15 protein-coding genes are annotated in these 16,056 nt (G+C 72.0%); 8 read left to right on the plus strand and 7 right to left on the minus strand.

From position 1 onward, the window contains the following. Positions 1-100 precede the first annotated feature (100 nt). Positions 101-2,734 (minus strand): trehalose-phosphatase, encoded by a 2,634-nt coding sequence (otsB, locus tag ACK8GG_RS15995; RefSeq protein WP_440356692.1) that lies wholly within the window; start codon positions 2,732-2,734, stop codon positions 101-103. Next, positions 2,731-4,134 (minus strand): alpha,alpha-trehalose-phosphate synthase (UDP-forming), encoded by a 1,404-nt coding sequence (locus tag ACK8GG_RS16000; RefSeq protein WP_440351534.1) that lies wholly within the window; start codon positions 4,132-4,134, stop codon positions 2,731-2,733. Before ACK8GG_RS16000 ends, otsB begins: the two co-directional genes overlap by 4 nt. A gap of 288 nt (positions 4,135-4,422) precedes the next feature. Here ACK8GG_RS16000 and ettA point away from each other — a divergent pair, with 288 nt between their 5' ends. The 4 genes from ettA to ACK8GG_RS16020 all read left to right on the plus strand — a co-directional run bounded on the left by ettA (position 4,423) and on the right by ACK8GG_RS16020 (position 7,979). Further along, positions 4,423-6,099 (plus strand): energy-dependent translational throttle protein EttA, encoded by a 1,677-nt coding sequence (ettA, locus tag ACK8GG_RS16005; RefSeq protein WP_440351533.1) that lies wholly within the window; start codon positions 4,423-4,425, stop codon positions 6,097-6,099. Then, positions 6,092-6,568 carry an acyl-CoA thioesterase gene (locus tag ACK8GG_RS16010; RefSeq protein ID WP_440351532.1) on the plus strand — a complete coding sequence of 159 codons (477 nt, stop codon included), beginning with the start codon at positions 6,092-6,094 and terminating at the stop codon, positions 6,566-6,568. The genes ettA and ACK8GG_RS16010 overlap by 8 nt, the downstream gene beginning before the upstream one ends. Positions 6,569-6,587: 19 nt before the next feature. After that, entirely contained in the window at positions 6,588-7,250 is a 663-nt protein-coding gene (locus tag ACK8GG_RS16015; protein WP_440356693.1) for a DUF8185 domain-containing protein, read from the plus strand. A 147-nt stretch (positions 7,251-7,397) separates the two neighbouring features. Further along, positions 7,398-7,979, plus strand: coding sequence for a type III secretion system chaperone family protein (locus ACK8GG_RS16020; protein WP_440351744.1), 582 nt, complete (start codon positions 7,398-7,400; stop codon positions 7,977-7,979). A gap of 34 nt (positions 7,980-8,013) precedes the next feature. Here the strand turns inward: ACK8GG_RS16020 and ACK8GG_RS16025 are convergent, their stop codons facing one another. Then, positions 8,014-8,385, minus strand: coding sequence for a globin (locus tag ACK8GG_RS16025; RefSeq protein ID WP_440355211.1), 372 nt, complete (start codon positions 8,383-8,385; stop codon positions 8,014-8,016). A 130-nt stretch (positions 8,386-8,515) separates the two neighbouring features. Then, the gene (locus tag ACK8GG_RS16030) at positions 8,516-9,595 is read right to left on the minus strand and encodes a mechanosensitive ion channel family protein (protein WP_440351530.1); all 1,080 of its coding nucleotides are present in this window, start codon (positions 9,593-9,595) and stop codon (positions 8,516-8,518) included. Between the two features lie 239 nt (positions 9,596-9,834). On the opposite strand from ACK8GG_RS16030, the gene ACK8GG_RS16035 reads away from it, so the two are divergent. Then, on the plus strand, positions 9,835-10,368 hold the full coding sequence (locus ACK8GG_RS16035; protein WP_440351529.1) for an HNH endonuclease: 534 nt from the start codon (positions 9,835-9,837) through the stop codon (positions 10,366-10,368). Between the two features lie 10 nt (positions 10,369-10,378). On the opposite strand, the gene ACK8GG_RS16040 is transcribed toward ACK8GG_RS16035, so the two are convergent. The 3 genes from ACK8GG_RS16040 to ACK8GG_RS16050 form a co-directional block, all read right to left on the minus strand. After that, complete coding sequence (locus ACK8GG_RS16040; protein WP_440351528.1) at positions 10,379-11,173, minus strand: class F sortase; 795 nt, start codon at positions 11,171-11,173, stop codon at positions 10,379-10,381. Positions 11,174-11,184: 11 nt separating this feature from the next. Then, positions 11,185-11,637 (minus strand): hypothetical protein, encoded by a 453-nt coding sequence (locus ACK8GG_RS16045; protein ID WP_440351742.1) that lies wholly within the window; start codon positions 11,635-11,637, stop codon positions 11,185-11,187. A gap of 248 nt (positions 11,638-11,885) precedes the next feature. Further along, positions 11,886-12,353 (minus strand): Lrp/AsnC family transcriptional regulator, encoded by a 468-nt coding sequence (locus ACK8GG_RS16050; RefSeq protein WP_440355187.1) that lies wholly within the window; start codon positions 12,351-12,353, stop codon positions 11,886-11,888. A 156-nt stretch (positions 12,354-12,509) separates the two neighbouring features. Here ACK8GG_RS16050 and ACK8GG_RS16055 point away from each other — a divergent pair, with 156 nt between their 5' ends. The 3 genes from ACK8GG_RS16055 to ACK8GG_RS16065 are packed head-to-tail and all read left to right on the plus strand — an operon-like array spanning position 12,510 to position 16,044. Then, positions 12,510-13,400 (plus strand): tryptophan 2,3-dioxygenase, encoded by an 891-nt coding sequence (locus ACK8GG_RS16055; RefSeq protein WP_440355188.1) that lies wholly within the window; start codon positions 12,510-12,512, stop codon positions 13,398-13,400. Between the two features lie 17 nt (positions 13,401-13,417). Next, positions 13,418-14,698 carry a kynureninase gene (gene kynU, locus ACK8GG_RS16060; RefSeq protein ID WP_440356694.1) on the plus strand — a complete coding sequence of 427 codons (1,281 nt, stop codon included), beginning with the start codon at positions 13,418-13,420 and terminating at the stop codon, positions 14,696-14,698. A gap of 11 nt (positions 14,699-14,709) precedes the next feature. Further along, entirely contained in the window at positions 14,710-16,044 is a 1,335-nt protein-coding gene (locus ACK8GG_RS16065) for an FAD-dependent oxidoreductase (protein WP_440356709.1), read from the plus strand. Positions 16,045-16,056 lie beyond the last annotated feature (12 nt).

The following is a 16,056-nucleotide window of genomic DNA, read 5'->3' on the forward strand; positions in this document are numbered from 1 at the left end:
GGGAGCACCCGCGGACGGCGTCCCTGCGCCTGGATGCGCACGACGCCCGTATCCGCCGCGCCCTTGATAGCGCGGCGGATACGGGCGCCGGAGCCCGATGTCAGGCGGACGGGGTGAGCACTCCGCCGTCGCTGGGGGTGATCATGCCGTCGAGCATCAGGGCGCAGCGGATCAGACCCAGGTGGCTGTAGGCCTGCGGGTGGTTGCCCAGGCCCCGTTCGGCCATCGGGTCGTACTGCTCCGGCAGCAGCCCCGTCGGGCCGGCGGTGTCGATCATCTGCCGGAACAGCTCCTCGGCGTCGGCGCGCCGGCCGGTGCGCAGGTACGCCTCGATCAGCCACGCCGTGCAGATGTGGAAGCCGCCCTCGCGGCCGGGCAGGCCGTCGTCCCAGTGGTAGCGGTAGACGACCGGGCCGCTGCGCAGGTCCGCCTCGATCTGCAGCACCGTGGAGAGGAAGCGCGGATCGTCGTCCGGCAGCAGCCCCGACAGGCCGATCCAGAGCGACGATGCGTCCATCTCCGGATCGCCGTAGGCGACGCTGTACGCCTCGGCCTCCGGGTGCCAGCCGTACTCCAGGACGTTCTCGCCGATGCGGTCGCGCAGCTCCACCCACTCGGGCCGGTCCTCGCCACCGTGGCGGCGGACGACCTGCAGAGCCCGGTCGACGGTCATCCAGCACATCACCTTGGAGAAGACGTGGTGCCGGGGTGGCAGGCGCGCCTCCCACAGGCCGTGGTCCGGTTCGTGCCAGCGCCGCCGGACCGCCTCGACCATCGCCTCCAGGACGCGCCACTCGCTGTCGCGTACCGAGCCGCGCCGGTCGGCGACCGCCGCCAGCAGGTCGGCGATCGGGCCGAAGACGTCGAGCTGGAGCTGGTGGTTGGCGAGGTTGCCGACCCGCACCGGGCGGGAGCCGGCGTAGCCGGGGAGGGTGTCGATGACCGCCTCGGCGCCGAGTTCGTGCCCCTCGACGGTGTAGAGGGGGTGCAGCCGCTCCGGGTGCCCGCCGGTGCGTTCGACGATGCCGTCCACCCAGCGCAGGAACGCTTCGGCCTCGGCCAGTGAACCGAGGTCGACCAGGGCGCGGGCGGTCATCGCCGCGTCGCGCAGCCAGCAGTAGCGGTAGTCCCAGTTGCGCACCCCCCCGAGCTCTTCCGGCAGGGAGGTGGTGGCGGCGGCGAGGATGGAGCCGGTCGGCTGGTGGCAGAGTCCGCGCAGCGTCAGCGCGCTGCGCGCGACGAGGTCCCGGGCGCTGGTGGGCAGCTCGAGGTCGGCCACCCAGTCCCGCCAGGGCCGCTCGGCGCGGCTCTGCCGTTCCAGCACCGGCAGCCGCGGGTGGTCGAGGCTGTGCGAACCGAAGCGCAGCTCCAGGGTGAGCGAGCCGCCGAGCGCGGCGAGATCGACGGTGGCCCGGGCGGTCTGGAAGCCGCCGTCGCTGTCGACCTGCCACTGCACGCCGGGGGAGTAGAGCGAGACCGGTTCGCTGGAGCCGAGCACCAGCAGGCCGTCGCCGAGTGGCTGCAGCTGCACGGTGATCTGCCCGAACTCCGGGCGCGGCGCGAACTCCAACCGGACCGGGGCGTGCCCGGTGAGCATCCGGACCAGCACCGAGTCGCCGACGCCGGGGGAGTCCGTGTCGGCGGTGTCGATGGTCGGCAGGTCCAGCCAGTCGGTGACGGTCAGCCCGGACCAGCGGGTCTCCACGGTCATCGTGTTGCGCCGGTAGCGCTGCCCGAGGGGGATACCGCCGCGCAGCGGGGTGACGCTGAAGTGCCCGGCCGGGTTGCCGCCGACCAGGTCGGCGAAGATCGCCGCCGAGTCGGGCTTCGGGTGGCAGAGCCAGGTCACCCGGGCGTCGGGGGTCAGCAGCGCCACCGTACGCCCGTTGGCGAGCATCGAGTGCCGCTCGATCGGCACGGCGCGCTCGCCGAAGAGCCAGTTGCGGCGGGTCTCCAGCAGCAGGCCGAGGGCGCGGGCGGCCTCGATCGGCTCGGCGACCCGGTAGCCGGCGCGGGTCTCGCCCGGTCCGATCTTGATGCCGATGTCGGGGCCGTGCAGGTTGCCGAAGGCGTTCTCGTCGGTGACGTCGTCGCCGATGAAGAGCACCGCGCTGGCCGAGAGCTGGGTGCGCAGCTGATCCAGGGCGGTGCCCTTGTGGGTGGTGACCACCGACAGCTCGACGACGGCCTTGCCCCGGGTGACGGTGATGCCGTCCCAGGTCGCCGGCCCGGCCAGGATCGCCTCGATCACCTCGTCGGCGAGCTGCGGGTCGGCGCCGCGGGTGTGCACCGCCATGCTGGCGGGCTTGCGTTCCATCCGGATGCCCGGCTTGCCGGCGGTGAGCTCGCGCAGTTCGTTGCGCAGCCGGGTGCGCAGCGCGATCAGGTCCGGCGGCAGCCGTTCCACGAAGCCGATGTCGAACTCGGAGCCGTGGCTGCCCACCAGGTGGACCTCGCCGGGGAGGCGGGAGAGCGCCGCCAGGTCGCGCAGCGCCCGGCCGGAGACCACCGCGACGGTCGTCTGCGGCAGCGCGGCGAGCGCGCGGACGGCGGCGACCGACTCGCGCAGCGGCACCGCCCGGCTCGGGTCCTCGACGATCGGGGCGAGGGTGCCGTCGTAGTCGCAGGCGACCAGGAGCTGCGGCACCCGGGCGATGCGGCCGATGGCCGCCCGCAGCTCCGGGTCCAGGTCGTCGGCGGAAGCCGGCGACTCGTCGGTGGCGGTCTGGCTCACGCCGTCTCCTCGGTGTCCGGAACTCCCAGCTCGGTCAGGAACGACCGGGCCCAGTGGCCGACGTCGTGGCTGCGCAGATGCCGCTGCATCAGCCGCATCCGGCGCCGGGCCTCGGTGCGGTCCACGTGGACCGCGCGCAGCAGTGCGTCCTTGACCCCGTCCGGGTCGTGCGGGTTGCACAGGAATGCCTGCCGCAGCTCCGTCGCGGCCCCCGCGAACTCGCTGAGCACCAGCGCGCCGCCGTTGTTGGCGCGCGACGCCACGTATTCCTTCGCCACCAGGTTCATTCCGTCTCGCAGCGGGGTCACCATCATCACGTCGGCGGCACAATACAACGCCGCGAGTTCGGTGCGGCTGTAGGACTGGTGCAGGTAGTGCACGGCCGGCACGCCGACGCGGCCGTACTCGCCGTTGATGCGCCCGACCTCGCGTTCGACCTTCACCCGCAGCGTCTGGTAGTGCTCCACCCGCTCGCGGCTGGGGGTGGCGACCTGGATCATCACCGCCTCGGGAACTGTCAGCTTTCCGTCGGAGAGCAGCTCCCGGAACGCCTTGAGGCGCTGCTCGATGCCCTTGGTGTAGTCGAGCCGGTCGACGCCGAGGATGACAGTCTCCGGGTTGCCCAGCTCGGCGCGGATCTCCTTGGCCCGGGCCTGCACGGCGGGGTCGGCGGCCATCCGCTCCATCTCGGCCACGTCGATGGAGATCGGGAACGCGCCGGCCTTCACCTGCCGGCCGTCGACCTGGATCATCTGCCCCTCGTAGCGCAGACCGAGCAGGTGCCGGGCGAGGCGGACGAAGTTCTGCGCCGCGAGCCGCTGCTGGAAGCCGACCAGGTCGGCGCCGAGCAGGCCGCGCAGCACCTCGGCGCGCAGCGGCATCTGCATGAACAGCTCGATCGGCGGGAACGGGATGTGCAGGAAGAACCCGATCCGCAGGTCCGGCCGCAGCTCCCGCAGCATCGCCGGGACCAGCTGCAGCTGGTAGTCCTGCACCCAGACCGTGGCGCCCTCGCCGGCGACGTCCGCCGCGGCCTCGGCGAACCGGGCGTTGACCAGCCGGTACGCCTCCCGCCAGCGGCGCTTGTAGGCCGGGGTCTCCACCGCGTCGTGGTACAGCGGCCAGATGGTGGCGTTGGACTGCCCCTCGTAGTAGCGCTCGAGCTCCTCGGCGCTCAGCGGCACCGGGTGCAGCCGGATGCCCTCCAGCTCGAACGGTTCGGGGGCGGCGCCGGTGCCGCCGGCCCAGCCGACCCAGGTTCCCTGGTGCTCGGCGAGCACCGGATGCAGCGCGGTGACGAGTCCGCCGGGACTGCGGCGCCACTGCCGCCCCTGCGGCGTGTTCACCTCGTCCACGGGAAGACGGTTCGCCACGACGACAAATTGGCTTCGGACCGTCACAATCGCCACCTCCGGTGATTACGGGTTCGGCCGCTGGACATACCGACAGTAGCTGCGGGGCCGCGTACCCGTTTGTTGCTTGTTGCCCGGGCTTCCTTGAGGGTAAGGCTCCTGGTGATCATGCCAACAAAGTGCCCCGATTGCCGGGAATCTCGCGGCGCGCCTCGCCGCCGGCGGGCCGGACCAGGGGTGAAGTTGGCGGCACACCCGTCACCTGCCAGGATTGACGCGGCTCGGCGGCAGCAGTCCCACCGCCCAATGGAATTACTACGGAGGTAGGCGCACATCGTGGCCCAGTACATCTATGTCCTGGAAAAGGCTCGTAAGGCCCACGGCGACAAGGTCGTGCTGGACAACGTGACCTTGAGCTTCCTGCCGGGCGCGAAGATCGGCGTGGTCGGTCCGAACGGCGCCGGTAAGTCGAGCCTGCTCAAGATCATGGCGGGGATGGACCGCCCCAGCAACGGCGAGGCCAGGCTGATGCCCGGCTACACCGTCGGCATGCTGTCGCAGGAGCCGCCGCTGAACGAGGAGAAGACGGTCCTCGGCAACATCGAGGAGGCCGTCGCCGAGACCAAGGCCAAGCTCGACCGGTTCAACGCCATCGCCGAGGAGATGGCGACCAACTACACCGACGAGCTGATGGAGGAGATGGGGCGCCTGCAGGAGGAGCTGGACCACGCCGACGCGTGGGACATCGACTCCAAGCTGGAGCTGGCGATGGACGCGCTGCGCTGCCCGGCGCCGGACGCCGACGTCACCAAGCTCTCCGGTGGTGAGCGCCGCCGTGTGGCCCTCTGCAAGCTGCTGCTGGAGGCGCCGGACCTGCTCCTGCTCGACGAGCCCACCAACCACCTGGACGCCGAGAGCGTGCAGTGGCTGGAGCAGCACCTGGCCAAGTACGCCGGCACCGTCATCGCCATCACCCACGACCGGTACTTCCTCGACAACGTGGCCGGCTGGATCCTGGAACTCGACCGCGGCCGGGCCGTGGGCTACGAGGGCAACTACTCCACCTACCTGGAGAAGAAGGCCGCCCGCCTGGCGATCGAGGGGCGCAAGGACGCCAAGATGAAGAAGCGTCTCGCCGACGAGCTGGACTGGGTCCGCTCCAACGCCAAGGCGCGCCAGACCAAGTCCAAGGCCCGTCTCGACCGGTACGAGGAGATGGCAGCCGAGGCGGAGAAGACCCGCAAGCTGGACTTCGAGGAGATCCAGATTCCGCCGGGTCCGCGCCTGGGCAACACGGTGATCGAGGCGCACGAGCTGACCAAGGGCTTCGGCGACCGGGTGCTGATCGACAACCTGAGCTTCTCGCTGCCGCGCAACGGCATCGTCGGCATCATCGGCCCGAACGGTGTCGGCAAGACCACGCTCTTCAAGACCATCGTCGGGCTGGAGCAGCCGACGTCGGGTTCGGTGAAGATCGGTGAGACCGTCCAGCTGTCCTACGTCGACCAGAACCGTGAGGGTCTCGACGGGGACAAGACGGTCTGGGAGATCGTCTCCGACGGGCTCGACCACCTGATGGTCGGCAAGGTCGAGATGCCGTCGCGGGCGTACGTGGCGGCCTTCGGGTTCAAGGGCCCGGACCAGCAGAAGCCGACCAAGGTCCTCTCCGGCGGTGAGCGCAACCGGCTGAACCTGGCGCTGACGCTGAAGATCGGCGGCAACGTGATCCTGCTCGACGAGCCGACCAACGACCTCGACGTCGAGACCCTCTCCAGCCTGGAGAACGCGCTGCTGGACTTCCCCGGCTGCGCCGTGGTGATCTCCCACGACCGGATGTTCCTGGACCGGGTCGCCACCCACATCCTGGCCTGGGAGGGCGACGACCAGAACCCGGCGAAGTGGTTCTGGTTCGAGGGCAACTTCGACGCGTACGAGAAGAACAAGATCGACCGGATGGGGGCGGAGGCCGCTCGTCCGCACCGGATCACCTACCGGAAGCTGACCCGTGACTGAGCCCGTCGTCGAGCCGCGGCGCTTCGTCCACCAGGTCGCACTGCGCTGGTCGGACCTGGACGCCTACGGGCACCTGAACAACTCGCGCTTCCTCACCCTCTACGAGGAGGCGCGGGTGGCGCTGATCTGCATGGCCGGTCAGGAGGCGGGGGCCGATTCGTTCGCCGACGGCATGGTGATCCGCCGCAACGAGGTGGATTATCTGCGCCCGGTCGGCTACGACTTCGGCCAGTTCGCCACCGGCGCCCCGCCGTCGGTGCGCATCGAGCTCTGGATCGAGGAGCTGCGCCCGTCGCGGGTCACCCTCGCCTATGAGCTGTACAGCGGTGACGTGCTGGCGAGCCGGGCCCGTTCGGTGCTGGTCCCCTTCGACCTGCGCAGCCAGTCGCCCCGGCGGCTGACGGAGCGGGAGTGGCAGTTCATGACGCCGTACGCCCCGCCGCAGCTGATCTCCGGGGCCCAGGCGTGACGTGGCGCCGGTGCCGGCGATGAGTCCGGCGCCGGGGCACGGGCTGACCGGCATCGGGGACGCCGGGGCCTTCCTGGCCCGGCTGACCCGGCTGGAGCCGGCCGCCCCGGTGCGGCTGCGGTCGCTGCCCGACGGTGCGCGAACGACGCTGGCGGCCCGGCTGCCGTGGGGTGTGCTCGTCACCCGCACGGTCGCCGGGGCCGGTCCCGGCGACGTGACGGTGGCCGCGGCGCAGCTGCTCGCCGTGCTCGCCGCCGGTGGTGCCGAGCTGCCGGCGCGCCGCGACGAGCAGTGGCGCTGGCCGTTGCCGCCGGCGGCGGCGCAGGCGGTGGAGAGCATTCCGGTGGAGCAGGTACGCCGGCTTGCGGCCGCTGCAGCGGGGACGTTGCGGACGGCGGAGCGGGAGGGGGTCGCCGGCCGGGCGGTGGGTCAGCGGGCGCTGCGGGAGGCGCTGCTGGACCACGTCGCGCTGGTGGTGACCGGCGCCGACGGGCCGGAGCGGGTCGAGGTCTCCCAGCGGTTGGTGCAGGCGGTCGTCCGGATGAGGTTCACCGGTCCGGTGGAGGCGACCGGCGTGGCGCAGGTGCGAATCGCCGGGCGATGGACCGGCCTTTGCGCACCCTTCGGCGCGGCATGGTGGCAGAGCGTCAACAACCTGACCATTCGACCGATGGGCAGCTAGCCGTTCGGAGGATGCCTCCTCGGCTGTCCAGTTTGGTGCGGCCGTTGGGGGGCTGCTTTGAACCGGCTGTACGGGTACCGTCGTCCCGCGGATCCAATCAACGCATCGTAGGCAACCGGATCCGCTCGGGAGTGAGGTGCGCAGATGATGCCTTGGTGGTCTTGGCGCCCGGGTCATGGCGGCGGGGATTCGGATACCCGCAGCCGGACCGTGCAGGAGGCGGCCGTCCGCATCGGAGCCCCCGCCCAGCGGGAGTCCGAGGAGGGCTGCCTCGGCGCCGACCGGGCCGAGATGCGGAGCCTGCCGGCGGTGGTCGCGCCCGTGACGCTGCAGCGCATCGGCGCGGTGCTGGACCTGCTCGACGTGCGCTACCTCAGCGACGGCGCCGGTAACCTGATGGCGATGTGGGAGCGGCACGCGGTGCTGTTCGCCCTGGAGGGCCCTGACGACGAGATCCTGGTCATGCGGGCACGTCCACACGCGACCGTCCCGCCGGACTGGGCCGACCGCGCCTACCGGGTTGTCAACGAGTGGAACCACACCCGGCGCTTCTGCAAGGCGTACATGGGAGACCCCACCGAGCGCGGTCAGCTGCCCATCTACGCCGAGGTCCAGGTGCCCCTCGGCGCCGGGGTGCACGAGGCGCTCCTGATGGAGCTGCTCACCACCGGCGCCGCCGCTTCATCGGGCTTCGTCGACTGGCTCTACGACGAGGGCGGCCTGCTCTAACCGCCGGCTGCCGGCCGTGGCCGGCGCCCGGCGCTCAGCCCGCCTCGTCGGTGTTGACCAGGAAGTTGGCGGCCCGCTCCAGGTACTCCCAGAGCGCCTGCTCGTGCTCGGCGGGCAGCTCCAACTGGTCGACCGCGTGGCGCATGTGACGCAGCCACGCGTCCCGCTCGGCGAGCCCGACCCGGTAGTCGGCGTGCCGCATCCGCAGCCGGGGATGTCCCCGGCGCTGCGAGTAGGTGTGCGGCCCGCCCCAGTACTGCATCAGGAAGAGCGCGAGCCGGTCCGCCGCCGGGCCGAGGTCCTCCTCGGGGTACATCGGCCGCAGCAGCGGATCACCCGCCACCCCGATGTAGAACTCGCCGACCAGCCGACGGAAGGTCGGCTCGCCGCCGATCGCCTCGAACATCGTCTGCGGCTCGGCCGTCGATTCCCGGCTCTGCTCGCGCTCGCTTGAAGCAGTCACACCTCAATCCTGCCAGGTGCCGTCCGGGCGGGCCGCCGCGCGGCGGGTGTGGCGGCCCACACCGGCACCGCCGTCAGGTCGGGCCGGCGGTCTCGTTGCCGGCCGGGGTGGCGGGGCGCGGCAGCATCCGGCCCACCGCGAGCTGCTGGGTGATGCCGGAGTTCTCCAGGGCGTCGGCCAGCCGGCGGCGCAGCTCCCGGGCGACCGCGCCCTGCCCCTCCGAGGTGGTCTTGACGGTGGTCCGGATCGTGGCGCCGTCGACGGTCATCTGTTCGATGCCGAGCACGTCAGGGCCTTCGACGATGAGCGAGGAGAGCTCCGGATCCAGCGCCACCGAAGCGGCCGCGGTACGCAGCACGGCGTTCGCCTCCTCCACGCCGGCGAAGCCGATCGGCAGGTCGACCACGACCAGGGCCCAGCCCTGGCTCTTGTTCCCGACCCGGGTGATCTCGCCGTTGCGGATGTACCAGAGCACGCCCCGGCCGTCGCGCACCGTGGTGGTGCGCAACCCGACCGACTCCACCACACCGGTCGCCTCGCCGAGGTCGACGGTGTCGCCGACGCCGTACTGGTCCTCCAGGAGCATGAACAGGCCGGTTATCAGGTCCTTGACCAGGGTCTGCGCGCCGAAGCCGATCGCCACGCCGGCGATGCCGGCGCTGGCCAGCAGCGGCGCCAGGTTGAAGTTCAGCTCGGAGAGCACCAGCAGGACCGCCACCGAGAAGACGATCGCTGTCACCCCGCTGCGCAGCACCGACCCGATCGCGGCGGCGCGCTGGCGGCGTCGCTCGGGCACGAAGGTGGCCGGATCGCGGACCGCGGCGGTGGGGGTGCGCTCCCGCAGCGGCTTGAGCAGAGCCGGGACGGTGGTGTCGGAGGTGGTGCGGACCAGCCGGCTGATCGCCCGTTGCAGCAGGTAGCGCAGGAGCGCGGCGATGGCGATGATCATCAGGATGCGCAGTGGCTTGATCACGACCCAGTAGCTGCTCTCGGCCAGCCAGGCCACGCCGGTCAGGTCGTAGAGCCACTGGCAGGACGGGTCGTCGAGGCAGAGGGTGCTCGGTGACTCGGAGGGCACCGGAACGGCGCTGGGGGCGAGCGAAGGGCTCGGGGTCGGATCAGTCAAGGCGCTCACTGTGTCTTCGTACCGCATCTCGCCGGATGCCCGGCGCTCACCCCGGCACCGGGTGGGGCGTGTCCCGTCGCCCGACTGCCGTCGGACACAGAGAATTGGCGTGATTACCGCGTGCAATGCGCCCCTCGATCGGGGACGATTGACGCACCTGTGCGGGTGACCGCACCGGTGTCGGCCGGCGCCGGATCCCACATCAGCCGGTCGTCGACGAAGGGGATCCACGGGAAGCGGACAACGCGGCGTGAAGGGTGCGAGCGATGCCTGACATACGACCCGGACGGGGCTCTGCGGCGCTGGTCCTCAACGCCACCTACGAGCCGCTCTGTGTCGTGTCGGTACGCCGCGCCGCGATCCTCGTCCTCACCGCCAAAGCGGTCTGTGTCGCCGACGGCGACGGATACCTGCACAGCGCCCACGACGCGCTGCCCGTCCCCTCGGTGGTCCGCCTGACCCGCTTCGTCCGGGTTCCCTACCGCACCCACGTGGGGCTCTCCCGGCGGGCGATCTTCGCCCGCGACGGCTGGCGCTGCGCCTACTGCCAGGGGCCCGCCGAGACCATCGACCACGTCATGCCGCGCAGCCGCGGCGGCCCGCACAGCTGGGAGAACGTCGTCGCCGCCTGTGCCCGCTGCAACCACAGCAAGGGCGACCGGACCACCGCCGAGCTGGGCTGGCGCCTGGCGGTCCCGCCGGCCGCCCCCAAGGGTGCCGCCTGGCGGGTGCTCGGCCACCGCCCCGCGGACCCGCGCTGGTCGTACTGGCTGGACCCGCGCGAGCCGGAGCCGGTCTGAGCCGCCGCGCTCACCGCGACCGCACCAGGGTGGCGAAGACCACCACGTTGTCGCTGTAGCCGGTCTGCCCGCCGACCCACCGGCCGCCACAGGTGATCAGGCGCAGGTTGGGGCGGCTGAAGTCGCCGTAGACCTCGTCGGGTGGGATGCGTTCCTTGTCGTAGCGCTTCACCGCGTCCACGGCGAAGACCGCCGTCGAGCCGTCGGCCCGCGAGACGTCCACCTCGTCCCCGGCGCGCAGCTCCTTGAGCCCGTGGAAGACCGCCGGGCCGGACCGGTTGTCGACGTGCCCGACGATCACCGACGGGCCGTACTGGCCGGGGGTCGGGCTCTGTTCGTACCAGGCGGCCTCGTGCGCCTGGTCCTCGCCGGGCACGCCAATGCTGCCGTCGGCGGCCAGTCCGACCGGATGGATCTGCGCGTTCAGGTCGATGCGCTTCGCCGCGATCGACACCGGTGGGCTCGCCGGCAGCACCGGGAACTTCTTCGGCGGCGGCCGCAGGCCCGCGGTCAGCCCGCTGGGCAGCAGTGTCACCCCGGCCACCCGTTCGATGGCCAGCGCCGAGACGATCAGCACCATCACCGTGATGATCGCGACGACCGCCGCGCCCGGCCGGGGCCGGTGGATCAGCCGCCGGCTGCGCCCCCCGCCGCCGATCGGCCGCGGTGGTGGCGGTGCCGGCTGCACGACGCTGGCGGCCGAGGCCTGCCGGAGAATGCGCCCGCCGCGGGTCAGCGACCCGCGCAGCGCCGACCGGATCGGCCGCGCGCGGTGCCGCCCGCCGCGCGCCCGCTGCGGTCCCATCGGCCGCGCGATCAGCCGTCCGTACGACGGCGCTGCGCCCGGTACGCGCCGAAGGCGACAACCAGCGCGGTGGCGGTGATCCCCCCGGCGAGCAGGAGCGTGTTGCTGCCGTCGGCGGTGCCCCCGCCGCCGGTGGCGGGGCCCTTCGCGGGCTGGCTCATGGTCACCACGGTGAGGGTGGTGCTGGCGGTGTTGTTGTTCTGGCAGGTCAGGTTGACCGGGTAGTCACCGGCGGCCTTGCTGCCGGGAATGGTGACCGAACCGGTCAGGAAGCCGTTGTCCGGGCGCAACATCATCCGGCCGAAGGCCTCGGACTGCACGTCGGCCTGGCGGTTGTTGTTGTCGCCGCAACTGGCGCGCAGGTTCACCCGGCTGCCGGCCTGCGCGGTGCTCGGGTTCACCTCCACGAAGGTGTCGGCGGCGAGCGCGGGCCCGGCCGTGAGCACGCAGAGCGCCCCGGTCATGGTGGCCGCGGCGGCGGCACCGCCGAGGCGGCGCGGCAGAGCTGAACAGCGAGACATCACGATCTCCTCCCCGTACCCGGTGCGATCTCGGCACCGGGTGCGGGGACTGCTTTCCCGCTGGTCCGGTGGCAAACCGCGCCCGCGACCTGTCCACCGGCGCGGCGGCGGCGCGCCGCCCACCGGCGCGGCGGCCAGGGGCACCGCCCCACCCGCCGGGCTCACGATGTGGCCGGCCGGGGGCGGCAGGTTCAGCGGCGGCGGCCGGGGGCCGGCGGGTCGTGCGGCAGCGGGGTGATCGGACGCCAGCTCAGCGGCGTGGAGAGGACCATCGTGCTGGAGGGCTGCCCGTACGGCGCGAGCCGGTCGATGACCCGTTCGAATCCGGTGATCGACTCGGCGGCCACCTTGAGCATGCTGCAGGCGTCTCCGGTGATCCGGTGGATCTCCAGGATCTCGGGCCACTGCGGCACCTCGGTGTCGTGCAGGATGCAGCGCGGGCCGTAGCAGGACATCCGGATCAGCGCGATCACCGCCCGGTCGGCGCGGGTCAGGTCCACGTGGGCGTGGTAGCCGGAGATGACGCCCGACTCCTCCAGCCGCCGGACCCGTTCGGCGACGGCCGGCGGCGAGAGGTGCACCCGGCGGGAGAGTTCGCTGTACGACAGCCGCGCGTCGGCCTGGAGTTCGCGCAGCAGCGCCCAGTCCATCTCGTCCACGGGCTCACCTTTTCTTTGTTAAGTGATTTCCGCAAAGAGCTACATGTTCGGCATGCGGTCGGCCCGTCTGCCGTCGGTGCGGCATTCCGTCGGGCCCCGTCACCACGGGATCATGACGTTACCCGGATCGAGGACGGAGACGAACAGGTGGAGAGCATGGACCTGCAGACGCCCACCCAGGCCGTGGTGCGCCCGGTCAGCGCCCGCGAGCGTGCGGCCACGGCCGCGCGGACCGGGGGCAAGCCGGCCCTGGAGTTCACCGAGCGGGTGCCCTACGACACCTACGTGCGGGCCAGCACCCTGCACCAGCTCCAGCAGCCGCTGAGCGACGACCCCGGCGAGATGTCGTTCCTGGTGGTCAGCCAGATCATGGAGCTCTACTTCAACCTCACCTGCTTCGAGCTGCGCAACGCGCAGCGGCTGCTGCGCGCCGACGACGTCTGGGGCGCGCTCGCCCCGCTGCGCCGCGCCGGCCTGCACATGGAAGGGCTCAACGCCGCCTGGCGCGGGCTGCGCTGGATGACCCCGGCGGACTTCAACCGCTTCCGGGACCTGCTCGGTGAGGGCTCGGGCTTCCAGTCGGCGATGTACCGGCACATGGAGTTCCTCTTCGGACCCCGCGACGCCGCGCTGATCCGGCCGTTCCGCCGGCAGCCGGAGGTCCACGCCGAGCTGCGCGCCACCCTGGCCGCACCGAGCCTCTGGGACGACGTGCTCGCGCTGCTGGCCCGCCGGGGCTTCCGCATCCCGGACGAGATCCTGCATCGTGACTTCAGCGAGGAGCACACCCCGTCGGCCGAGGTGGAGCAGGCCTGGATCCGCATCTACGCAGATCCGGGCCCGGCCAACCAGCTCTGGCTGCTCGGGGAGTCGCTGACCGAGCTCTCCGAGCAGTTCGGTGACTGGCGTCACCACCATCTCAAGGCGGTGCAGCGCACGATGGGGGCCAAGGTCGGCAGTGGCGGCTCCGCCGGGCTGGCCTGGCTGCAACGCGCCATGGCCCGGGTGGTCTTCCCGGAGCTCTGGTCCGCCCGTACGAGCATGTGACGAAGAAGCGAGAGAACATGAACGCGCCCGAAGCCGAGGCCCGCCGGCTCGACGAAGCCGACCCCGGCCACCGCCGGCTCTTCCACGTCCCGCCCGCCGACGGCGGCCGTCACCCCGAGGCGGCCTACCTGGCCGGCAACTCCCTCGGCCTGGCGCCGCGGGCCACCCGCGACGAACTCCTCGCCGACCTCGACGCCTGGCACACCCGGGCCGTCGAGGGGCACGTCGAGGGGGAGCGCCCGTGGCTGCCGTACCACGAACTGCTCACCGCCCCGGCCGCCCGCCTGGTCGGCGCCGAGCCGGCCGAGACGGTGGTGATGAACTCCCTGACGGTCAACCTGCACCTGCTGATGGTGTCGTTCTACCGGCCGCACGGCGAGCGCACCCGGATCCTCATCGAGGACAGCGCCTTCCCGTCGGACAGTTACGCCGTCCGCAGCCAGGTCCGCTTCCACGGCCTGGACCCGGAGACCACCGTCGTCCGGATGCGGCCCCGCTCCGGCGAGGAGAACCTGCGCACCGCCGACGTGCTGGACTACCTCGCCCGCGAGGGCGACAAGGTGGCCCTGGTGCTCTTCGGCGGGGTCAACTACCTCACCGGCGAGCTGATGGACATTCCGACGATCACCGCCGCCGGCCGGGCCGCCGGCGCGGTCGTCGGCTGGGATCTGGCGCACGCGGCGGGGAACGTGCCGCTGCGGTTGCACGACTGGGACGTCGACTTCGCCGCCTGGTGCTCCTACAAGTACCTCAACTCCGGGCCGGGCGCGCTCGCCGGCGTCTTCGTCCACAGCCGCCACCTCGGCCGCGCCGACCTGCCCCGCTTCGAGGGATGGTGGAGCACCGAAGCGCAGACCCGCTTCGAGATGGCGCCGGTCTCCCGGCCGCCGGCCACCGCCGAGGCCTGGCAGATCTCCAACCCGCCGATCTTCGCGATGGGACCGGTCCGCACCTCACTGGAACTCTTCGACTCGGTCGGCATGGAGACGCTGCGGGCCCGCAGTCTGCGGCTGACCGCCTACCTGGAGCGGCTGCTCGACGAGGTCACCGAGTCCCGGCCGCTGACCGTGGTGACCCCGCGCGACCCGCAGCGGCGCGGCTGCCAGCTCTCGGTGCGCGTCGGCACCGGCAGCGCATCGACGCTGGCCAAGCGGCTGCGCCACGACTACGGGGTGATCGCCGACGCCCGGGAGCCGGACATCATCCGGCTGGCGCCGGTTCCGCTCTACTCGTCGTACCACGACTGCTGGCGGGCCGCCGAGGCGCTCGCCGCGACCATCAACGAGGAGCTCCGGTGAGTATCGAGCGGATCGAGCAGACCGACGGCGAGATCGCCGTTGTCGGCGCGGGCCTGGCGGGTTGCCTGCTCGCCTGTTTCCTGGCCCGGCGCGGTCACCGGGTGGCGCTCTACGAGCGTCGCCCCGACCCGCGTACGGCCACCGTGGAGCGCGGGCGTTCGATCAACCTGGCGCTCTCCGAGCGGGGGCTGGACGCGCTGCGCCGCATCGACCTGGAGAAGCGGGTGATGGCCGAGGCGCTGCCGATGCGGGGCCGGATGATCCACCCGGTCGACGGGGAGACCGAGTTCCAGGCGTACAGCGCCACCGCCGACCGGGCGATCAACTCGATCAGCCGGGGTGCGCTCAACAACGCCCTGCTCGACGCCGCCGCCGACGAGCCGCGGATCCGGATCGCCTTCTCCCACCGGTTGACCGGGCTGGACCCGTTCACCGGCCGGATGCGCTTCGAGACCCCCGACGGCGAGGTCGCCGCGGAGGCGGCCGTGGTGCTCGGCGCCGACGGCGCCGGGTCGGCGGTCCGCGCGCAGCTGCTGGCCCGGGGCGAGGTGAACGAGCACGTCGACCGCCTCGACTACGGCTACAAGGAGCTGACCGTTCCGGCGCGTGACGGCGAGTTCGCGCTGGACCCGCAGGCGCTGCACATCTGGCCCCGCGGCACCTCCATGATGATCGCCCTGCCGAACCCGGACCGCTCCTTCACCTGCACCCTCTTCTGGCCGCTGGCCGGCGCGGGCAGCTTCGATGCGCTGGACAACCCGCACGCCATAGCCGCGCACTTCGCCGCCGTCTACCCGGACCTGCCGCCGCTCGCCCCGGAGCTGGTCCGCGAGTACCAGGAGAACCCGGTCGGCGTGCTCGGCACCGTCCACTGCGACCCGTGGCAGGCGTACGGGCGGGTGGCGCTGCTCGGCGACGCGGCGCACGCGATCGTCCCCTTCTACGGCCAGGGCGCCAACTGCGCCTTCGAGGACGTCGTCGAACTCGACCGTTGCCTGGACGAGTGCGACGACGACTTCGCCGTGGCGCTGCCGCTGTACCAGCGGCGCCGGCAGGCCAACGCCGAGGCGATCGCCGAGATGGCGCTGGCGAACTTCGTCGAGATGCGTGACAAGGTCGCCTCGCCGCTCTTCCAGGCCGGCAAGAAGATCGAGCACGCCCTGGAGCGGGCGCTGCCCGGGCGCTACGTCTCCCGCTACGAGCTGGTCTCGTTCACCACCACCCCGTACGCGCAGGTCCGTCAGCGGGTGCGCCGTCAGCACCAGGTGCTCGCGGCGACGGCCGCCGGCGTCGCCACGCTCGCGGTGGCCGGGGTGGCGGCCCTGGTACGGCGGGCGCGGCGATGACCGCCTGGGACC

The sequence above is a fragment of the Melissospora conviva genome (assembly GCF_049523535.1).
GTDB lineage: Bacteria > Actinomycetota > Actinomycetes > Mycobacteriales > Micromonosporaceae > Melissospora > Melissospora conviva.

Excerpts from the sequence above, each read along its gene's own strand:
- ACK8GG_RS16015 (WP_440356693.1), top strand. The coding sequence starts at position 6,588 with ATGAGTCCGGCGCCGGGGCACGGGCTGACCGGCATCGGGGACGCCGGG.
- ACK8GG_RS16020 (WP_440351744.1), top strand. The coding sequence starts at position 7,398 with ATGCCTTGGTGGTCTTGGCGCCCGGGTCATGGCGGCGGGGATTCGGAT.
- ACK8GG_RS16025 (WP_440355211.1), bottom strand. The coding sequence starts at position 8,385 with ATGTTCGAGGCGATCGGCGGCGAGCCGACCTTCCGTCGGCTGGTCGGC.
- ACK8GG_RS16030 (WP_440351530.1), bottom strand. The coding sequence starts at position 9,595 with ATGCGGTACGAAGACACAGTGAGCGCCTTGACTGATCCGACCCCGAGC.
- ACK8GG_RS16035 (WP_440351529.1), top strand. The coding sequence starts at position 9,835 with ATGCCTGACATACGACCCGGACGGGGCTCTGCGGCGCTGGTCCTCAAC.
- ACK8GG_RS16040 (WP_440351528.1), bottom strand. The coding sequence starts at position 11,173 with ATGGGACCGCAGCGGGCGCGCGGCGGGCGGCACCGCGCGCGGCCGATC.
- ACK8GG_RS16045 (WP_440351742.1), bottom strand. The coding sequence starts at position 11,637 with ATGACCGGGGCGCTCTGCGTGCTCACGGCCGGGCCCGCGCTCGCCGCC.
- ACK8GG_RS16055 (WP_440355188.1), top strand. The coding sequence starts at position 12,510 with ATGGACCTGCAGACGCCCACCCAGGCCGTGGTGCGCCCGGTCAGCGCC.
- kynU (WP_440356694.1), top strand. The coding sequence starts at position 13,418 with ATGAACGCGCCCGAAGCCGAGGCCCGCCGGCTCGACGAAGCCGACCCC.